We start from the raw sequence: 14,988 nt of genomic DNA, 5'->3' as shown, positions 1-14,988 counted from the left end.
GGCCTGGCCAAATGTATTGGTTAATATAGACCGATATACATATTTAATAAAAAACTATCATAGGCATTTGCCGCTTTTGAATGAGAAGGTGGATTTAGCCCGTCTGTTAAAAATGATCATTATCCATGACCTTGTTGAAGCAGAAGCTGGAGACGTTTCCGTATTGGATCAGATCCGCAATCCAGAGATCAGAAAGATCAAACAGCAAAATGAAGAACAAGCCATTCTCAAGATCAGACAGATGCTAGCAAAAAGTAACAGACAAGAGATCTATGATCTTTTCTATGAATTTGAAGATAAGAAAACTTTTGAGGCCAAGGCCGCCAATGCCATTGACAAATTAGAGGTACAGCTTCAGCACAATCATGCTGATATCTCTACCTGGGAAGAGGTTGAATATGATTTATCTTTTGTAATTGGCAAACAAGTCCAATTTGACCAGACCTTTGTCCTGTTAAAGGATTTAATCGAGCAGCAGGCTTCGCAGAAATTGGAAGAGGCCGGCTTGAATGTCTCGGAGATTCGTGAGCGCGCGATCTCGACTTTTAGCTAGGGGAGGAACCTACCTCTCATAGCTGGGCTAGAGATAAGTAGGTGGGGTTATTGTTGATATCAATATGCTTATACGGTTTTCCTTAAGCAACAAACTTTATAAACCACTAGCCTAGCCTTACAAAGTGTGTAATAATCTAGCTAGTTAATATTGACAAACATATTAATTCAAAACAAATAATGTATATTAGGCTTGGGTATTAACCTTGCCCGATTGAAAGTAGAATACCATGCTATTAACCACAGCCAATCCTATCGAAGGAAGGGAGATTTCCAAATATAATGATCGTAAGAACAAGTTGAGGAACTTATGAACATGAAAACACTAAAATGAAAAATAGGATGTCAAATCATAGAAAATTATTCTTCATTGGGATAACATTATGTCTTTCGTCAATTCTAATCTTTGTATTTGGTGCTGGAATGTTTGTTTCGAGAGGTGATTATAGCAAATTCATTATAAAATTATCAGAATTTTGCTTCATATTTTGGATACCATTGTTAGCAATTGGAATTATACTTATATTAATTTCAATTATCCTAAGTGGATTTCAATCTTCCAAAACAAAGAAACCGTAAAAAACAAATTTAAACTTCTGATAACAAGGTTTTGGAAAATGCTAGGATAATATGGTTTCGGTTATTTAATAGGGGAGCTGATACTTATTGCACGAAATTTTTTAAATCGAAGGCTCCGTCCACAACGATATAAGGCCTGTATCAAATATAACTATTTGGAACTATTAATCCACTTATGCTTTTTCGATGCTACAAATTTTATCTTCATTACAGCCAAATCCATTACATAAATGATAAAATTAAAAGTACTGATGTTTTTCACTTCCTGATAATATCAATAGCGTTATTAAGTATGTTATCTACTCCCTTGGTCACTTCCTCTTCGGTAAGTGGAACATAGACGTCAGGTTTAATTCCGATACCTTGGGTTTCTCCATGATCTGGGTAAAGTATTCGAATTCCAGTGTACCATAAGCTAAACGTAGGGCTCCCTATTAATGGGATTTTCACAACGTTACCATCTGCCCCCATCGAATTCCGTCCTATTATTGTGATATCATCTGCTCTCTGAGCAGCTCTCAATGCCATAGCTAGAAATTCTGGATTACTTCTTGATGCCTCCGAAATCAACGCCACGATCTTTCTGTTGGGACGGTGATTGCTCCCATCCGTTGTGGTGATATCAGACTCAATTAGACGTTGAGGATAATGAGAGAGCTTTTGCGTTTTTGCGATGACCACATTAGATGGGAGCAACGATTGTACGTCAAATTTACCGTTTGGATAATTTCGTAGATCCAATATTATTTTTTCACTTTGACTAATCAATGCATTGACAGCGGCTGATGTGTCAATATGTGCTGGATTCAGATATGTAACACTATCATCGATATTGTAAATTCCATGATGTTCAATAGACTTTTGAAGGGTTGTATTGTTGTCTTTAAGTTTACTAAAGAGTCGAGAAAGACTGATATCTCCTTTTATCTTGATGTTTTTTTCGATTTTATCCGTGGCATAGACGATATCGATGGAGTCCGATATGGGGACAAAACTCAATAGTCTTTGACTATTGACAAGGTACTCATGTACTTCTGGCCTGGGGCTCCCTATATAGTACGATATCTTTTTGTATAAATCGTTTACCGGTACTCCATTTATTTTACGTATGGGGCTTCCTACTTCTATCCCAGTTTTCTTTGAGAAAGAGCTATCAATAGTTGTCACAATAAAATCTTGTTTGAATTTTTTAATATGCATGGGTAGGCCTATCGCGAAGTTCCCATATATACTGTGCACAAATTCTATTGGCAATGTTGGTATCGCACTATGCCCATCTTTAATAGATGCATTCAATGCTAGCAGACAGTTGTTGTATTCCAACGTCTTCGTTGCCCTGACAAATTGTGGTATCAGTTCTTCTAAAATGGATCCGCTATCAAATTGCCCCGACAGCGTATACTTGTACGGATACAGATACTTTATTACATTACAGTATCTGAATAGGTTTACAAGGCGTTCGTATACATTGGGTAATACATTTTTGTGCAATGTTTTCTCTCTGAGCTTTGTATAGACGAGATTATCAGATCGGTCTATATATTTGTTCTTAAAAGCAGGAGGATTGTCCACTATAGCTTGTAACCTTTCTTTTTGTACGGAAGTAAGCAATGAAGCCTTCTTGATCCACGAGTTGTCAAGATTGTCCCATATAAGACTGTCTGATTTTAGAGCCGTGGAATCCCGGTTGGTTTCCGAAGAAGCATAACTCAACAAGATATCTATACTCTGCTTAGGTGTTTCTATATCATCAAATATATTGTACAGTCGATCAAATAGGATCTCATCCCAATCGATATCTTTGTCTGAAATTGATGGGTCATTATATTTAATAGCACCCCAGGTTTGGGCCAACTCTGCCAAGTTAGATACCATCTCTCTGTCTTTCACCTTTGCTAAAAATTTATCTTCCCATTTTTCTAATGTTTTTCCTTGCTGTATCTCTGCATTGACTTCGATCTTTGAAAAACTAAAGTTTCCAGCAGCAGTAAAATAGACTGCTATGGAATCGGTCTCCAAATCAAATGGGATGTATATCTTCGTAGAAATTTTATTAGGCGGTATGGAGCTGTAATAGTAAAGCGAATTATAACTTTTATTCCCTCCAATAACAGCAATATTAAATCGTACTGGGGTTACAGACAGAGGACGCACTTTTTTTAACATTATATCCAGCGTCAGTTGGCCTTTGTCTACTTTTCTCAATTTGTAATATTTCGAATACATGACGCTATCCTGTATATTTCCATTGTTTAAGACTAGACTGCGTTTTTTAGGGATTACCTGATGTTTTATACCAGTTACCCAATTTGAAGAATATACAATTTCTTGAGCAAAATTTATCGTATACATAAATATAAACACGAATGCAAGTGCTAATCTCATACATGGTTCTTTTTAAATAAATAATATTTTTCAGTTATATAAAATATGGCAAGTTCTTCGAACCTCTGATTCTGATTGAAAAGCCTATTTATATTCTGTAAATGATCTCTTACTCATTAGAAGTTTGAACTTTCGCCCTACAACCATTATATCCGGTGAATGCAGTCAGAAGCATAAAGAATGGTATTGTATTCATCCTATTTAATTTCTTTGCGTTTTATTGATATTTGCCTCGTACTTACAAAACCGGTTGTTAATCTTTACCATCCATTGGGAATTATATCTTTTGGGATTTCTCCCTTTTCACTGATGTAACCAAAAAAGTCCTCAATCTTTTTGGGGGCAGGTTGAAATATGGTTATCAAAGTACCAGGATTATTTTCAATGGGATTGGTAACGGTATGTAAAGTACCTCTTGGAATAAAAGCAGTATCACCCGACTTTAATGAAAAGTCCTCCCCATCTATATGTACAATAAATTCGCCTGACACAATGTAAATTATTTCATCTTCGTATGTGTGGATATGTGGTGGGGGACCACCTTTACGCTCAAATACTTTTGGCGTGGAAGTTTGGATGAACAATGCCTCGTTAGTATCTGCCGAAGACAGCTTACAACGCAGAAAGGCATTTTCAGGCTTCGTCTGTATACCGTGATAACGACTCTCATCTTCCCGAACTACAAAACCATTTTTATATGATTTGCCGATATTTTTTTTGCTTCGAAGCTTCAAAACGTGAGCTGAGGAAAGTAAAGGAATTCCCAGCAATATTGTCGAGATAAATTTTTGTCTTTTCATAATATGATAGATTTATATGGTTCATTTGTGGATTATTTTTTATTAAATAAAGTAAAATAAATGAACTATCAAAAAAAAATATACAGATGTGATACATATACATCTGTTTGAAAATGAACATCGCGAATACCATTTATTGGATATTCCTTCATTCAGCATGAATTTCGACGATTATGAATAACTTAGGTATTTGATTGTAACCTAATATTCCATTCATTTTTTATAATTTGGTGTCCTACTATAGAATTGTAAATTAGATATGGATTTTGAGATTTTATATGATAGAGCTATGAGTTTTTGGCCAGGCGAGATATTTATCGAAGATGGTCAATTCATCGAGAATGGCGTGCTTTTCAAGAATTTATCATTTGTATGGGGTACTGTCGAACAGAAGACCAATGATCTAGATGAATGGATGTCACTCATGACTTGAGTGTTGTTTGCCGAATTCCATAGCCAGGCAATTTTAAACTACAAGAATCGCATAGGGTATGTTGATAAATATTATATTAATAAGGATAGTGTTAAGAAAAGATTGTTGGAAAATTTGAAAGCTCCAGATTACCTAGATATGTATGAAGAATTCATTCGTGATAACAAAGTCTGATATAACCCGGTTGGAAAACTGAGCCAATTTTACAATGTACTCTATTGTTTTCGAACAGGAAGTATCTTTTTCATCCAGGTCATTACCTTCAAAAGCTATCAGAATTGAAATCAATGAAATTATGTTCTCTTAGCAATACTTCCAATTCATTGTCTACACAAATATCATCTGCAACGGTTTTAGCATTTAAAGGGCTTACATAATATTTCATTGTCATAAGATTAAAAAACTCATCTGCTCACATGCGGATGTTCTTTTTTTTATTAAAAGATTGAATAGTTTAGTCGGTAACCTGGAAAAATCCTGTAGCAACTTTTATGAATTCCTGTAATTTTTTAGGAACAGCAAGCTCATCTGCTCCGGACATACTTAAACTTTCATCCGCTTTTTTCCTCCTTTTTAAAATTAGTAATTCATCACCGAATTTTCTCTTTTTAAATACCCCAGTTTTTTGGGGGGAGGTCAATAATATCACTATTAAAGTTTAAAGTGTTACACTTTTGTTCAATAATTGATCAGTTGGTGTCAATTTTTCGCTAGGATTCCTATCTTAACCTAACAATTAACCACTTATAGATCAACTATGAAATTATTTATTTTGCCATTTATATGGCTATGTTTTGTCGCATGCAACAAAATAACACCTTCAAAAGAAGAAGCTGCGTTGTTGAAATCAGAAAACCACAGCACGCTCGCCTGTATTCCACAATAAATAATCATTTCCATCTCATAAAAAATAAATTTCGTCTATCTTGAAGTCAAGAATAACAACTCATTTTAAAGGCCATCTCTTAACTTTGTATGGGATTTGGCTAACTAACTGCTTAATTTACAAAAGAGGTTTTAAATAGACAAAATATATAACTCCGTAGCTATAATTTTCATGACTATTTTGTATCTTGAAACAACATGATTAATCTAGTTATAAGGAAAGTATTGAACGATTATGTCGCTTTCATAGATGACTTCAGATATCAGTTCTCTCCAAATATGGATGAATTTGAACAAAGGAGCAACCGGAATCGTTCGGGACATATTGGTGGATTCAATTACCAGTTTCATGGTGCGGGCTGCCGTTTAGGGAAAGACGGTCCCGTAGTAAAACCCCATCTTTTTATTCAGCGCTATGATAAATAGACTGCATAATACAGGCGTTCAACTATTGAGAGGAACGCCTGTATTGTGTAAATGGTTAACGCTTTTTTAATCTCTTGGCCTCTTCTGAAATTTTAGCGAAAGATTTATCCCTTTTACGTTTTTCATACTCCGAGGTAGAAAAATACCAGGATTCTTTCCGCAGCTTGAGGTAACTATTGTATATCTCAAGTTCCAAAAGACCGTTGTTTACAGCTTCTACAACAGCACAGCCAGGCTCATTAACATGTTTACAATTTTCAAAACGACAGGATGCTGCAAAATCAGCAAGCTCGAATATATCTGATAATGTTTCAGAATTGTCTGAGGCTAAACCAAATTCTCTAACACCGGGCGTATCTATTAAAACACCACTATCCTTCATCAATATCATTTCTCTTCGAGTCGAGGTATGTCTTCCTTTACCTGATGATTTGCTTATCTCAGATGTGGAAAATATTGTCAGTTCACACAGTGCATTGATCAAAGAACTTTTTCCAACTCCAGATGACCCCACAAATACAATCGATTCTCCCTGCTTGATAAATTTTCGCACTGGAAGTATTGATTCAGGAGAAAGAATGCTTGTGAAAAGTATTGGCATTTGACGTTCTATATGTTTCAGCGATTCCTCTACTTTATGGCGATTGAACTCCAAATCCGATTTAGTGAGGATCAATATCGGATGAATGTTTTCTTCCACGATTTGAACCATAAATCGTTCCATTCGGCGAACGCTGAAATTGGCATCAAGACTTTGTACAATAAATGCCTTGTCAACATGGGATGCTATAGCTTGCCTGTCAGTCTGCGAACCACTCTTCCTTCGGTATAACGTATGGTTGCGTGGTAAAACATCAACGATTATTCCTTTGTTATCTTCAAAAGGTTGAAAAATAATCCAGTCACCGGTACACGGAAGTTCAAACGATGACCGGCCATAAAGCATATTACCTGCCAGTTCGCACAACAGCCGACCACTCTCGGCAATGACCTCATAATTGGTTTTGTTCACCGCAGCAACACGACCATGAAAAAGATGTTTATATTGCGAAGTTTGTTTGAGTTGCAACAGCGTATCGTTCCAACCATATAACGATAAGTTATTCACTTCTTATTAATTTAAAATGATGAAATAAAATTGCTTAATTCTCTGTCATCCGAATGGCTTGTTCCATGCCAATCGTCTTTGGTAATACGTAAACTACCAAACCGATGATTTAGAAACAAGACACCCGGAATTAGGCAATCATTCCAATCGTCAAACTATAATATGTGAATAGTTGTCTTTGCATAAGATACAAAGATATAAAAAATCTAATTTAATATGTTAATCAGTTATTTGATACCAAGTTGCTCTGGATTTCTCTAAGAATAGGATAGGTGCTTTAGGGAAGGGACTATGTGCTGTTTGCATTTTTGGAGGTTACCTTACATTAACGTCTGACTTTACTTGGCGCCATGCCAAACTTTTTCTTGAAAGCCTTACTGAAGTGCTGTAAGGAACAGTATCCCAATTCAAACGCTATTTCAGTGGCTTGCTTTTTGCCCTCCAATAGGTCATTTTTTGCCAGATCCAAACGTAGGTCAGCTAAATAGGAGAAAGCAGTTTGATTAAATATTTCCTTAAACCCGCGTTTTAGTTTGTATTCGTTCACCCCAGCTATTCTTGCCAGTTCTATTAAGGTTGGGGGTGATCCGATATTTTTAACCAGATAGTCACGGGCGTATACAATTCGCTCTTTATCATAATCATGTTTTATGTATATTGATTTTGAAGATTGCAGATTATTTAAAGACTCTGCTTGCAAAACAAGTAGCTCAATAGTTTTCGAAAGAAGAAACAGTCTCTTTAATCCACCGGAATAATCACAACTCAAAATCGAATGGATACAGGTTTGTATTGGCAGGTCAATATTTAGACTAGAACTTGAAAAAGCAACCGGAGTTCCCGAAACTATTTTATCAGCAAACTGCTTTAGGGATTCGTTTCCATCTTTTGATACTGTTAAAAAAGATTTTTTTTGAAATTGTATCATAAATGATTTCATCTGCAAACCATCAAATTTCATTTTACCATTAGCCTTGGTACCATAGAATAAATTGTGCTGATTACCATTTAATTCAAAGGTATTGCTCATTCCGTCCTGTATTATTGAAGTTCTTCCTTGCAAATTAAAATGCATGGTTACCAGCTCTGAATCTCCTTTCCAATCCAATTCGGTCGGTTTATCAAGATCAGTTTCGGAATATAAGATCTTAATACCGTCAAAAAGCCATTGTTTAGCAGTTAGTTGTCCAAAAGGAATATTCGTTTTAAAAGTATTTTCTTTAAAACCATGATCACCAAGATCATTTTCATCAAAGGCTATTTTAAAAGCCTTTTTTTCATTTTTCAATTCAAATCCCATTTACGCCCTAATTTACCAGTTTAACTCCTTTTTTTGCCAGCGTATTTTTTGATAGCGCGGTACTTTTGCCAAGTGCGGTAATGTAAGAAATAAATTTAAGAAGTTTAGACAAATGAGAAACACATACCAATACCCGAAAGCTACTCAATGGCTATTTTATTCAATCTGTGCTTACTTTATTATGAATGGAGCCCAGTTATGGGAAACTGCTATAATGGTTCCTGCATGGACAGCAGCCCCACCTTCTTCATTCATCTTTTTTCAAAATCCTTACGGATTGGATTTTAAAATGTTTTGGATAATAATCCATGGAATTCATGAAACGGTATTTATTACAGCGTTTATTTTTAACTGGAGGATAAAGAATCGTAGAAAATTAATGTTACCGCTTCTTGTTGCGCATATTGCAGTTCGGATATGGACATTAACCTATTTCGCGCCTCTTATCACGGAATTCCAGCAATTACCATATAGTGATACCCTTGATATAAACTTACAGGAAAAAGCAGCTCAATGGCGCAATTTAAATTATGTGCGCGTGGCCATTTTTTTTGCATTAAACTTCCTACTGATATTCGGATTAAAAATAAGAGAGGAAAACAATGGATAAAAAAGTACTCGTTATCGGTGCTGGCGTAGCTGGGCCCATACTAGCTTTACAACTAAAGAAAATAGGTTTTGATGTTGAAATATTTGAAGCGAGATCAGAAGACAATGCCAAAGAGGGAGTCTTTTTGGGCCTTACACCCAATGGTTTGAATGTATTGAAAGAATTTATTGATTTAAAACTGCTCAAGAAAGATTATACCCCGGGATCAATGAAGTTTTTCAATTCTAAAGGAAAGCAAATAGCAAAACTCGATACGGCCTATCAGAAACAACAATACGGTGTAGAAACAATTCAGATCAAAAGAGCAAACCTCAATAAATACGTTCGGTTAGCTGCTAAGGCAGCCGGGATAAAAATATGGTACGACAAAAAAATTGTCAGATATCATGAGGCTAATGAACAGGTAACTGCATATTTTGCTGATGGAACAATGGTTACTGGATATATTATGTTGGCCTGTGACGGAATGTTTTCCGAGGTTAGAAATCAATTATTTTCGAATGCTTCTGTCATTAGGTATACGAAAGTCATTTCTACCGGTGGTTATGCAAATCTTCCCGAACTTTCCGAACCGTTGGATTGCATACGAATGAACTTTGGTGAAAGGGGATTTTTTACTTATTCAGTTTCCGACAAAGGTGAAGTTTGGTGGTTTAATAACTATTTTAGGGAACAGGAACCGAAGCCAAAAGAAGTAGAAAAAACATTAAATACCGAAATTCAGGACTATTTGGCAAACATTCATCAGCATGACGATCCGTTATTTTCCAAAATAATCAAAAATAGCCATCAAATTATTGCATATCCTATTTATGACGTGCCCAAGCTTTTGCATTGGTATAAAGGCAGGGTTTGTCTTATTGGAGATGCGGCACATGGTATCTCTCCACATATTGGGCAGGGAGCATCATTGGCATTGGAAGACACGATTGTAATTGCTGAATTATTAAAATTAAACAAAGACTATGCACAAGCCTTTCAGCTTTTTCAGGCCGAACGTCAGTCCAGAGTAGAGAGAGTAATAAGAAGTGCAAGGAAAGTAGGGAATACCAAAACAAAAAACTATCCAATAACAGCTTGGTTTCGTGATCGTTTAATCGGTTTTTTTATTAAAAAACAAATTAAACAGCTTGACTGGATATATGGTTGGACCTTTTCACGTAAGAATAGGAGCTTTTGATTTTTTCATCGCTTTTCCTACCTTTTAAAATTAGTAATTCAAGTCCGAATTCTCAACTTTTAAATGCTCCAGTTTTTAGGGGAGAGGTCAAGTTTTACTTGGCTAATCAGCTCAAAAAAACTAAAGCAGCAATTGGCATTTTCCATAAAATCTATTTTCTAATTTGGTGAATTGTGTATATTTGAGAGTTATACGCAGTAATAACAAGACACCGTGACAGTAGTAGAAAAATATAAAACTGAACTCAACTTAGTCCGACAGAACCCAAAACTCTTGGACAATTATCGCTTTGACAAAGACGCCATAGATTCAAAACACTTTGACCGATTAAGACTAAATATTGCAATTTACAATGACCTTAGGCAGACGGACTATGAAATTTTAAAATATCTTTTTGCAGAAGAAAAGGAATGGCGAAAATATGGAAAAGACGGTGACATTGATAATTTATATTTCTGTGCTTTCATTCTGACACTTTTCAATTCACCCGAAATCGTTTGGTTGTTTCTTGAAGCTAAAAATATTGATTTTGACAGCGGAATTGGATTTGATGGAGAATATTTGGTTTCGGCAGGAGTTAAAGAAACCTACCAATATTTAAAAACAGCGGACAACCCAAAGAAAACTGAACTGTTAAAGTATATTGGAGAAGCGGAAGAAAGTTGTATTTATTCGCAGGTAGACATTGACGATTGGAAAGAAAATAAAAATTCCTATTTCAGAAATTTCAAATTGCCAATTCAAGACGAACTGTATTTTCTCTATTCGACAAATGAAAGAGAACAATTTTTGACGAAATTACCTGAATGGATCAATCAAGAAAGAGCTTGGACTAATGAAGAACTAGGTTTATATAGGACATACGCCAAATATGCTGACGACAAGCTTTCAGAGATTGAAGCTTTCAAATTGACACTCAAAAAAAATGATAAAGATTTTCTAACCGACATCTACAATCGACAATTGGCAGAGTTATATGTTGAGACTGGTGAAAATAATAAAGCTCTTGAAATCCTTGAGAGCGTAATAAAAGGAACAGATAACGGCAATATTGTAAGAGCTTGTATTGAACAACTTTGCCGAATGATTATTAGCACAAACAGTTCATCAGACGAGACAGCTAAGAAATCATATCATATTATAAAAGTTCAAAATAAAAAGTACAGCAACTTTTCTCCGATGGTGGATGGTTTAATTAAAGACGTGACAGAAATAATGAAAGAGGAAAAAATTATTGCACATAACAGCATCTTGCCAAAAGCGAGGCAGACGTGGTGGCAGAAACTTTTTGGATCTGAATAAATATTTATACACTGACGCAGTTTACATTACATTTAATATCTTGCAACATTCCGCCACAGAGCAATATCAAAGTCGGTCAATAGCTGCCAATGTTGTCATCGGCACCAATATTTTTAGTGATATAGGAGCGGGCTATGCAAATTCCTTTATATCTCGCACCAATAGCCATGAGGCGAGGATGTAGGAAATGTTTAAGCGATCACAATTATTTGAATGGAAATTTGGTAAGTTTAGAGCTAATACAACATTAAAATATACACCAGTTATTTCTTTTTAAAGTGCCAAAGCAGTTCGTTTGACTATGGTTGGAAGGGACAGATAAATTAAGTAGATTTAATTTCTATAAAACTTCTTATATGAAATTTCCATTTTTTTATTATTATTTATCGGATTTTATACGGAACAAAAGAGCTTATGAAAGAAATCCAAAAACATTACAATATGCACACTGTAGTCATTGCACTATTTTCAGTGGTATTTCTTTTTTTGTGTATCTCTTGCACTTCCATATCGCCTAAGTATTTAGCACAAACTGCTGCGGCACATAGGGTTTCGAAGGTAGAATTGAAGGAGACATACATCTTTGATAATTATCCCAAGAAGATAATAGGCCATAATCATGGCAGTCAGGAGAAGAGTGCAGCCTATAATGAATATTGTCTATGGAACTATATAGAACCAAATTACTATAAAACTGATAGTCTGCACTATCTTTACAAAACCTCATTGGAGCTCACCAAAAAAAATAAAGTCCATTTCAAACTAATTGATACCTTAGGAAATGTCGTGCGTGAAAGAACGAGGAAAATTAAGCCCGAACCGCAAAATTTTGTTTCTTTCAGAAATACAGACCTTGACATCTATGTATTGTTCAATAGATTCTTTACCAAAACTATTTGCTTTGCACTAGATAATCATGGTGATTTAGTCGTGCCGAGTGAGTCGACAGCAGGCGGTTTTCTTATTCTCTTTCCGCTCGCCGGCGCTCTTAACCATGATACATATACTTATTGTCGTGTGGATACAGTTGCCAATTGAAAGATATAGATCGGAAAGAGATAATTTTAGCGGATTTGTTTGCGTCATTGAACTATTTTTGAAAGACATTTGTGGTCTGTTGTTATTCAGTCTTCTTTAGTTAGATATAATTGAAGAAAACCGTTTTTAAGCTTCTGTCCTTTGTACTTGAACTTTGAACTTAACGTGATTCTCCGCGTCTACCAATGACTGCCGAAGTAAAAGTTTTTAAATGAAACCTAAGGAAAGTTTATATGGTAACGCAGTAAGTAGTCACACCACGCCCCGCTGTTGCTAGGCAAACCTTTTTTTCGTCGTGATGAATTGTATGTTCATCGAAAAACAGTATCGTTCATGCGTCGAATTTAGTAGATTAGTCGTGCTATTTAACCGATAGATATCAAAATAGACTAACGTATTATATATTACTATGATGAGTGATCAAATTAAGCTACAACAATTGGCTGCGATAATGGATGTGCTGCAGCTGGCTGAGAAACTAAAGTTCGAACTACGGCATAGCTGGTTGTCCAATGGGCGACAGGAGAGTGTTGCCGAGCATACCTGGCGTATGTCGCTGATGGCTATATTGATTGAGCCGCTTTTGGATCAGAAGGTAGATTTAGCCCGTCTGTTAAAAATGATCATTATTCATGATCTTGTTGAAGCCGAAGCGGGAGACGTGTCCGTATTAGATCAGATCCGCAATCCGGAGATCAGAAAGATCAAACAGCAAAATGGAGAACAGGCCATCCTCAAGATCAGGCAAATGCTGGCCACAAGTAACGGACAAGAGATCTATGATCTTTTCTATGAATTTGAAGAGAAGAAAACCTTTGAAGCCAAGGTCGCCAATGCCATTGACAAGTTAGAGGTACAGCTACAGCACAATCATGCCGATATTTCTACCTGGGAAGAAGTTGAGTATGATCTTTCTTTTGTAATGGGCAAACATGTCCAATTTGACAAGACCTTTGTCCTGTTAAAGGATTTAATCGGGCAGCAGGCCTCGCAGAAATTGGAAGAGGCCGGGTTGAATGTTTCGGAGATTCGTGAGCGCGCAATCTCGACTTTTAGATAGGGGAGGTTCTACTGGCGGAGAAGTATTTTTCACTTCTAATTACAGCTATGTAGTAATTAACATAAATGCAATTGATTCTGACGGTAAACAAATTATTTTTAGATTATGGTATGGTTGTGACGAAGATAAAAATATTTAGATCTCAGGTATAGAGGGATGGAAAAATATATATACAGCTCAAACAAAGTTGCTTGATCAAAAATAAGGGCAAGTACGTATTTCTCTTAGGCCCAGCTTTTGCTAGATACATAAGAAAAGAAGTAGAACTCTCAATCTGTCAATACTCTGTTCAATAGTCGACATCTAGTTGTTTTATGATATTCTAAGCAAAGGTCGCGCTAATCGGATCTTTTCATTATCGTTCACTAATAGACTTACCCAATAGATTAGAAATATTAGGCATATTTTCTAAAAGCCAGCATGGTTGTTCCGATAGGGGGAGAAACTCCCTTATGTTTCCATTTAGGATAAATATAAGATCTCTGTGTTCCATTTCCGATGTATCAATTATCTTTAAGCTATCAAAGATAAGGAAGCGTCTGTCTACTTGGTGTAAGTTCCCAAAATAGTTATCTCTCAAAGTCAGGGGATCAACATTGTGACCACCTTCTTTTGCCCTTATAAGTACACGGTCGGATGAGATATCAACATTATCCAGACCGAAGAAAACCATATGTAAATAATATCCAGCATCCTTAAATCTCTGCAAAGGCTCCCAACTGTTATCCTGAGAAAAATGACCTTCATAAGCGAAGTCAATACTATTGGAAATAGCATTATTTACTAACGATTCGAAAGTAGAATCGACAAAATCTGACGCTTGTGAATTCAATTCTCTTTGAACTCGGATACCAGACCTCCATAATTCCGACCTTTTTTGGAGGTAGAGTTTGTCACCATCGAAAACATTTTGTAAATGCGGAGGAAAATATATTGGGCCAATTGTAGACTTTCCTGCACCGTTAGATCCAGTGATGACGAATAACTCAGGCATTATATGAGATTAAATCGACGTCTAAGATTTATAGCTTCTGATTTATCCAGAACTTCCAGCGTTTCAAAATCGTTGCCTTGAGAAGATTGTTTTACGAGATGAATATTGCCATTTGGATATTCAATGTAACATAACTTTTCTTCCATTCCTTTAACGTTGATCATAAACGGTAAACCGTTTTCCAATCTCTTTAATCTTAGCGCTCTTACTGCTACAGTACCGCTCTTTACCTGTTCGCGTAGCGATATTACAGTCATACTTAAAAAATAGTTGATATACCAAAGATAAAAAAATGTTTTAAGGTATTATCTATGAATTTTTAACATAATCATTTCT

15 protein-coding genes are annotated in these 14,988 nt (G+C 35.8%); 8 read left to right on the top strand and 7 right to left on the bottom strand.

Translation table 11 applies throughout. The features are described 5' to 3' along the window. Window positions 1-88 precede the first annotated feature (88 nt). Window positions 89-553: an HD domain-containing protein gene (locus tag OGI71_RS06580; protein ID WP_282256131.1), complete on the top strand. Its 465-nt coding sequence runs from the start codon at window positions 89-91 to the stop codon at window positions 551-553. Between the two features lie 836 nt (window positions 554-1,389). Here the strand turns inward: OGI71_RS06580 and OGI71_RS06575 are convergent. After that, entirely contained in the window at window positions 1,390-3,516 is a 2,127-nt protein-coding gene (locus OGI71_RS06575; RefSeq protein WP_282254596.1) for a S41 family peptidase, read from the bottom strand. A gap of 260 nt (window positions 3,517-3,776) precedes the next feature. Further along, on the bottom strand, window positions 3,777-4,316 hold the full coding sequence (locus tag OGI71_RS06570) for a cupin domain-containing protein (protein ID WP_282254595.1): 540 nt from the start codon (window positions 4,314-4,316) through the stop codon (window positions 3,777-3,779). A gap of 289 nt (window positions 4,317-4,605) precedes the next feature. Here OGI71_RS06570 and OGI71_RS06565 point away from each other — a divergent pair, with 289 nt between their 5' ends. Next, window positions 4,606-4,749, top strand: coding sequence for a hypothetical protein (locus OGI71_RS06565; RefSeq protein ID WP_282254594.1), 144 nt, complete (start codon window positions 4,606-4,608; stop codon window positions 4,747-4,749). A gap of 454 nt (window positions 4,750-5,203) precedes the next feature. On the opposite strand, the gene OGI71_RS06560 is transcribed toward OGI71_RS06565, so the two are convergent. Continuing rightward, window positions 5,204-5,398: a hypothetical protein gene (locus OGI71_RS06560; protein ID WP_282254593.1), complete on the bottom strand. Its 195-nt coding sequence runs from the start codon at window positions 5,396-5,398 to the stop codon at window positions 5,204-5,206. A 434-nt stretch (window positions 5,399-5,832) separates the two neighbouring features. Here OGI71_RS06560 and OGI71_RS06555 point away from each other — a divergent pair, with 434 nt between their 5' ends. After that, the gene (locus OGI71_RS06555) at window positions 5,833-6,060 is read left to right on the top strand and encodes a hypothetical protein (RefSeq protein ID WP_282254592.1); all 228 of its coding nucleotides are present in this window, start codon (window positions 5,833-5,835) and stop codon (window positions 6,058-6,060) included. A 55-nt stretch (window positions 6,061-6,115) separates the two neighbouring features. On the opposite strand, the gene rsgA is transcribed toward OGI71_RS06555, so the two are convergent. Further along, window positions 6,116-7,168 carry a ribosome small subunit-dependent GTPase A gene (gene rsgA, locus OGI71_RS06550; protein ID WP_282254591.1) on the bottom strand — a complete coding sequence of 351 codons (1,053 nt, stop codon included), beginning with the start codon at window positions 7,166-7,168 and terminating at the stop codon, window positions 6,116-6,118. Window positions 7,169-7,493: 325 nt separating this feature from the next. Then, complete coding sequence (locus OGI71_RS06545; protein WP_282254590.1) at window positions 7,494-8,456, bottom strand: AraC family transcriptional regulator; 963 nt, start codon at window positions 8,454-8,456, stop codon at window positions 7,494-7,496. Window positions 8,457-8,580: 124 nt separating this feature from the next. Here OGI71_RS06545 and OGI71_RS06540 point away from each other — a divergent pair, with 124 nt between their 5' ends. The 5 genes from OGI71_RS06540 to OGI71_RS06520 all read left to right on the top strand — a co-directional run bounded on the left by OGI71_RS06540 (window position 8,581) and on the right by OGI71_RS06520 (window position 13,658). Then, window positions 8,581-9,078: a transposase gene (locus OGI71_RS06540; protein ID WP_282254589.1), complete on the top strand. Its 498-nt coding sequence runs from the start codon at window positions 8,581-8,583 to the stop codon at window positions 9,076-9,078. Continuing rightward, window positions 9,071-10,258 carry an NAD(P)/FAD-dependent oxidoreductase gene (locus OGI71_RS06535; RefSeq protein ID WP_282254588.1) on the top strand — a complete coding sequence of 396 codons (1,188 nt, stop codon included), beginning with the start codon at window positions 9,071-9,073 and terminating at the stop codon, window positions 10,256-10,258. Before OGI71_RS06540 ends, OGI71_RS06535 begins: the two co-directional genes overlap by 8 nt. A 213-nt stretch (window positions 10,259-10,471) precedes the next feature. Next, window positions 10,472-11,560, top strand: coding sequence for a hypothetical protein (locus OGI71_RS06530; protein WP_282254587.1), 1,089 nt, complete (start codon window positions 10,472-10,474; stop codon window positions 11,558-11,560). 414 nt (window positions 11,561-11,974) lie between these two features. Next, on the top strand, window positions 11,975-12,598 hold the full coding sequence (locus OGI71_RS06525; protein ID WP_282254586.1) for a hypothetical protein: 624 nt from the start codon (window positions 11,975-11,977) through the stop codon (window positions 12,596-12,598). A gap of 409 nt (window positions 12,599-13,007) precedes the next feature. Further along, a complete protein-coding gene (locus OGI71_RS06520; RefSeq protein ID WP_282254585.1) occupies window positions 13,008-13,658 on the top strand; it encodes an HD domain-containing protein in 651 nt (216 codons plus the stop codon). Between the two features lie 355 nt (window positions 13,659-14,013). On the opposite strand, the gene OGI71_RS06515 is transcribed toward OGI71_RS06520, so the two are convergent. Next, window positions 14,014-14,652, bottom strand: a complete 639-nt coding sequence (locus tag OGI71_RS06515; RefSeq protein WP_282254584.1) for a zeta toxin family protein — start codon at window positions 14,650-14,652, stop codon at window positions 14,014-14,016. Beyond that, window positions 14,652-14,909, bottom strand: coding sequence for a hypothetical protein (locus tag OGI71_RS06510; RefSeq protein WP_282254582.1), 258 nt, complete (start codon window positions 14,907-14,909; stop codon window positions 14,652-14,654). Before OGI71_RS06510 ends, OGI71_RS06515 begins: the two co-directional genes overlap by 1 nt. Window positions 14,910-14,988: the final 79 nt, after the last annotated feature.

The sequence above is a fragment of the Sphingobacterium sp. ML3W genome (genome assembly GCF_029542085.1).
In the GTDB taxonomy this organism is placed as follows: domain Bacteria; phylum Bacteroidota; class Bacteroidia; order Sphingobacteriales; family Sphingobacteriaceae; genus Sphingobacterium.
The sequence above is the reverse complement of the archived record's forward strand: the minus strand, read 5'-3'. Positions and strand labels throughout refer to the sequence as shown.

Coding starts and splice junctions, on each gene's coding strand:
- OGI71_RS06575 (WP_282254596.1), bottom strand. CDS start 3,516: ATGAGATTAGCACTTGCATTCGTGTTTATATTTATGTATACGATAAAT.
- OGI71_RS06570 (WP_282254595.1), bottom strand. CDS start 4,316: ATGAAAAGACAAAAATTTATCTCGACAATATTGCTGGGAATTCCTTTA.
- OGI71_RS06565 (WP_282254594.1), top strand. CDS start 4,606: ATGAGTTTTTGGCCAGGCGAGATATTTATCGAAGATGGTCAATTCATC.
- OGI71_RS06555 (WP_282254592.1), top strand. CDS start 5,833: ATGATTAATCTAGTTATAAGGAAAGTATTGAACGATTATGTCGCTTTC.
- OGI71_RS06540 (WP_282254589.1), top strand. CDS start 8,581: ATGAGAAACACATACCAATACCCGAAAGCTACTCAATGGCTATTTTAT.
- OGI71_RS06535 (WP_282254588.1), top strand. CDS start 9,071: ATGGATAAAAAAGTACTCGTTATCGGTGCTGGCGTAGCTGGGCCCATA.
- OGI71_RS06525 (WP_282254586.1), top strand. CDS start 11,975: ATGAAAGAAATCCAAAAACATTACAATATGCACACTGTAGTCATTGCA.
- OGI71_RS06520 (WP_282254585.1), top strand. CDS start 13,008: ATGATGAGTGATCAAATTAAGCTACAACAATTGGCTGCGATAATGGAT.
- OGI71_RS06515 (WP_282254584.1), bottom strand. CDS start 14,652: ATGCCTGAGTTATTCGTCATCACTGGATCTAACGGTGCAGGAAAGTCT.
- OGI71_RS06510 (WP_282254582.1), bottom strand. CDS start 14,909: ATGACTGTAATATCGCTACGCGAACAGGTAAAGAGCGGTACTGTAGCA.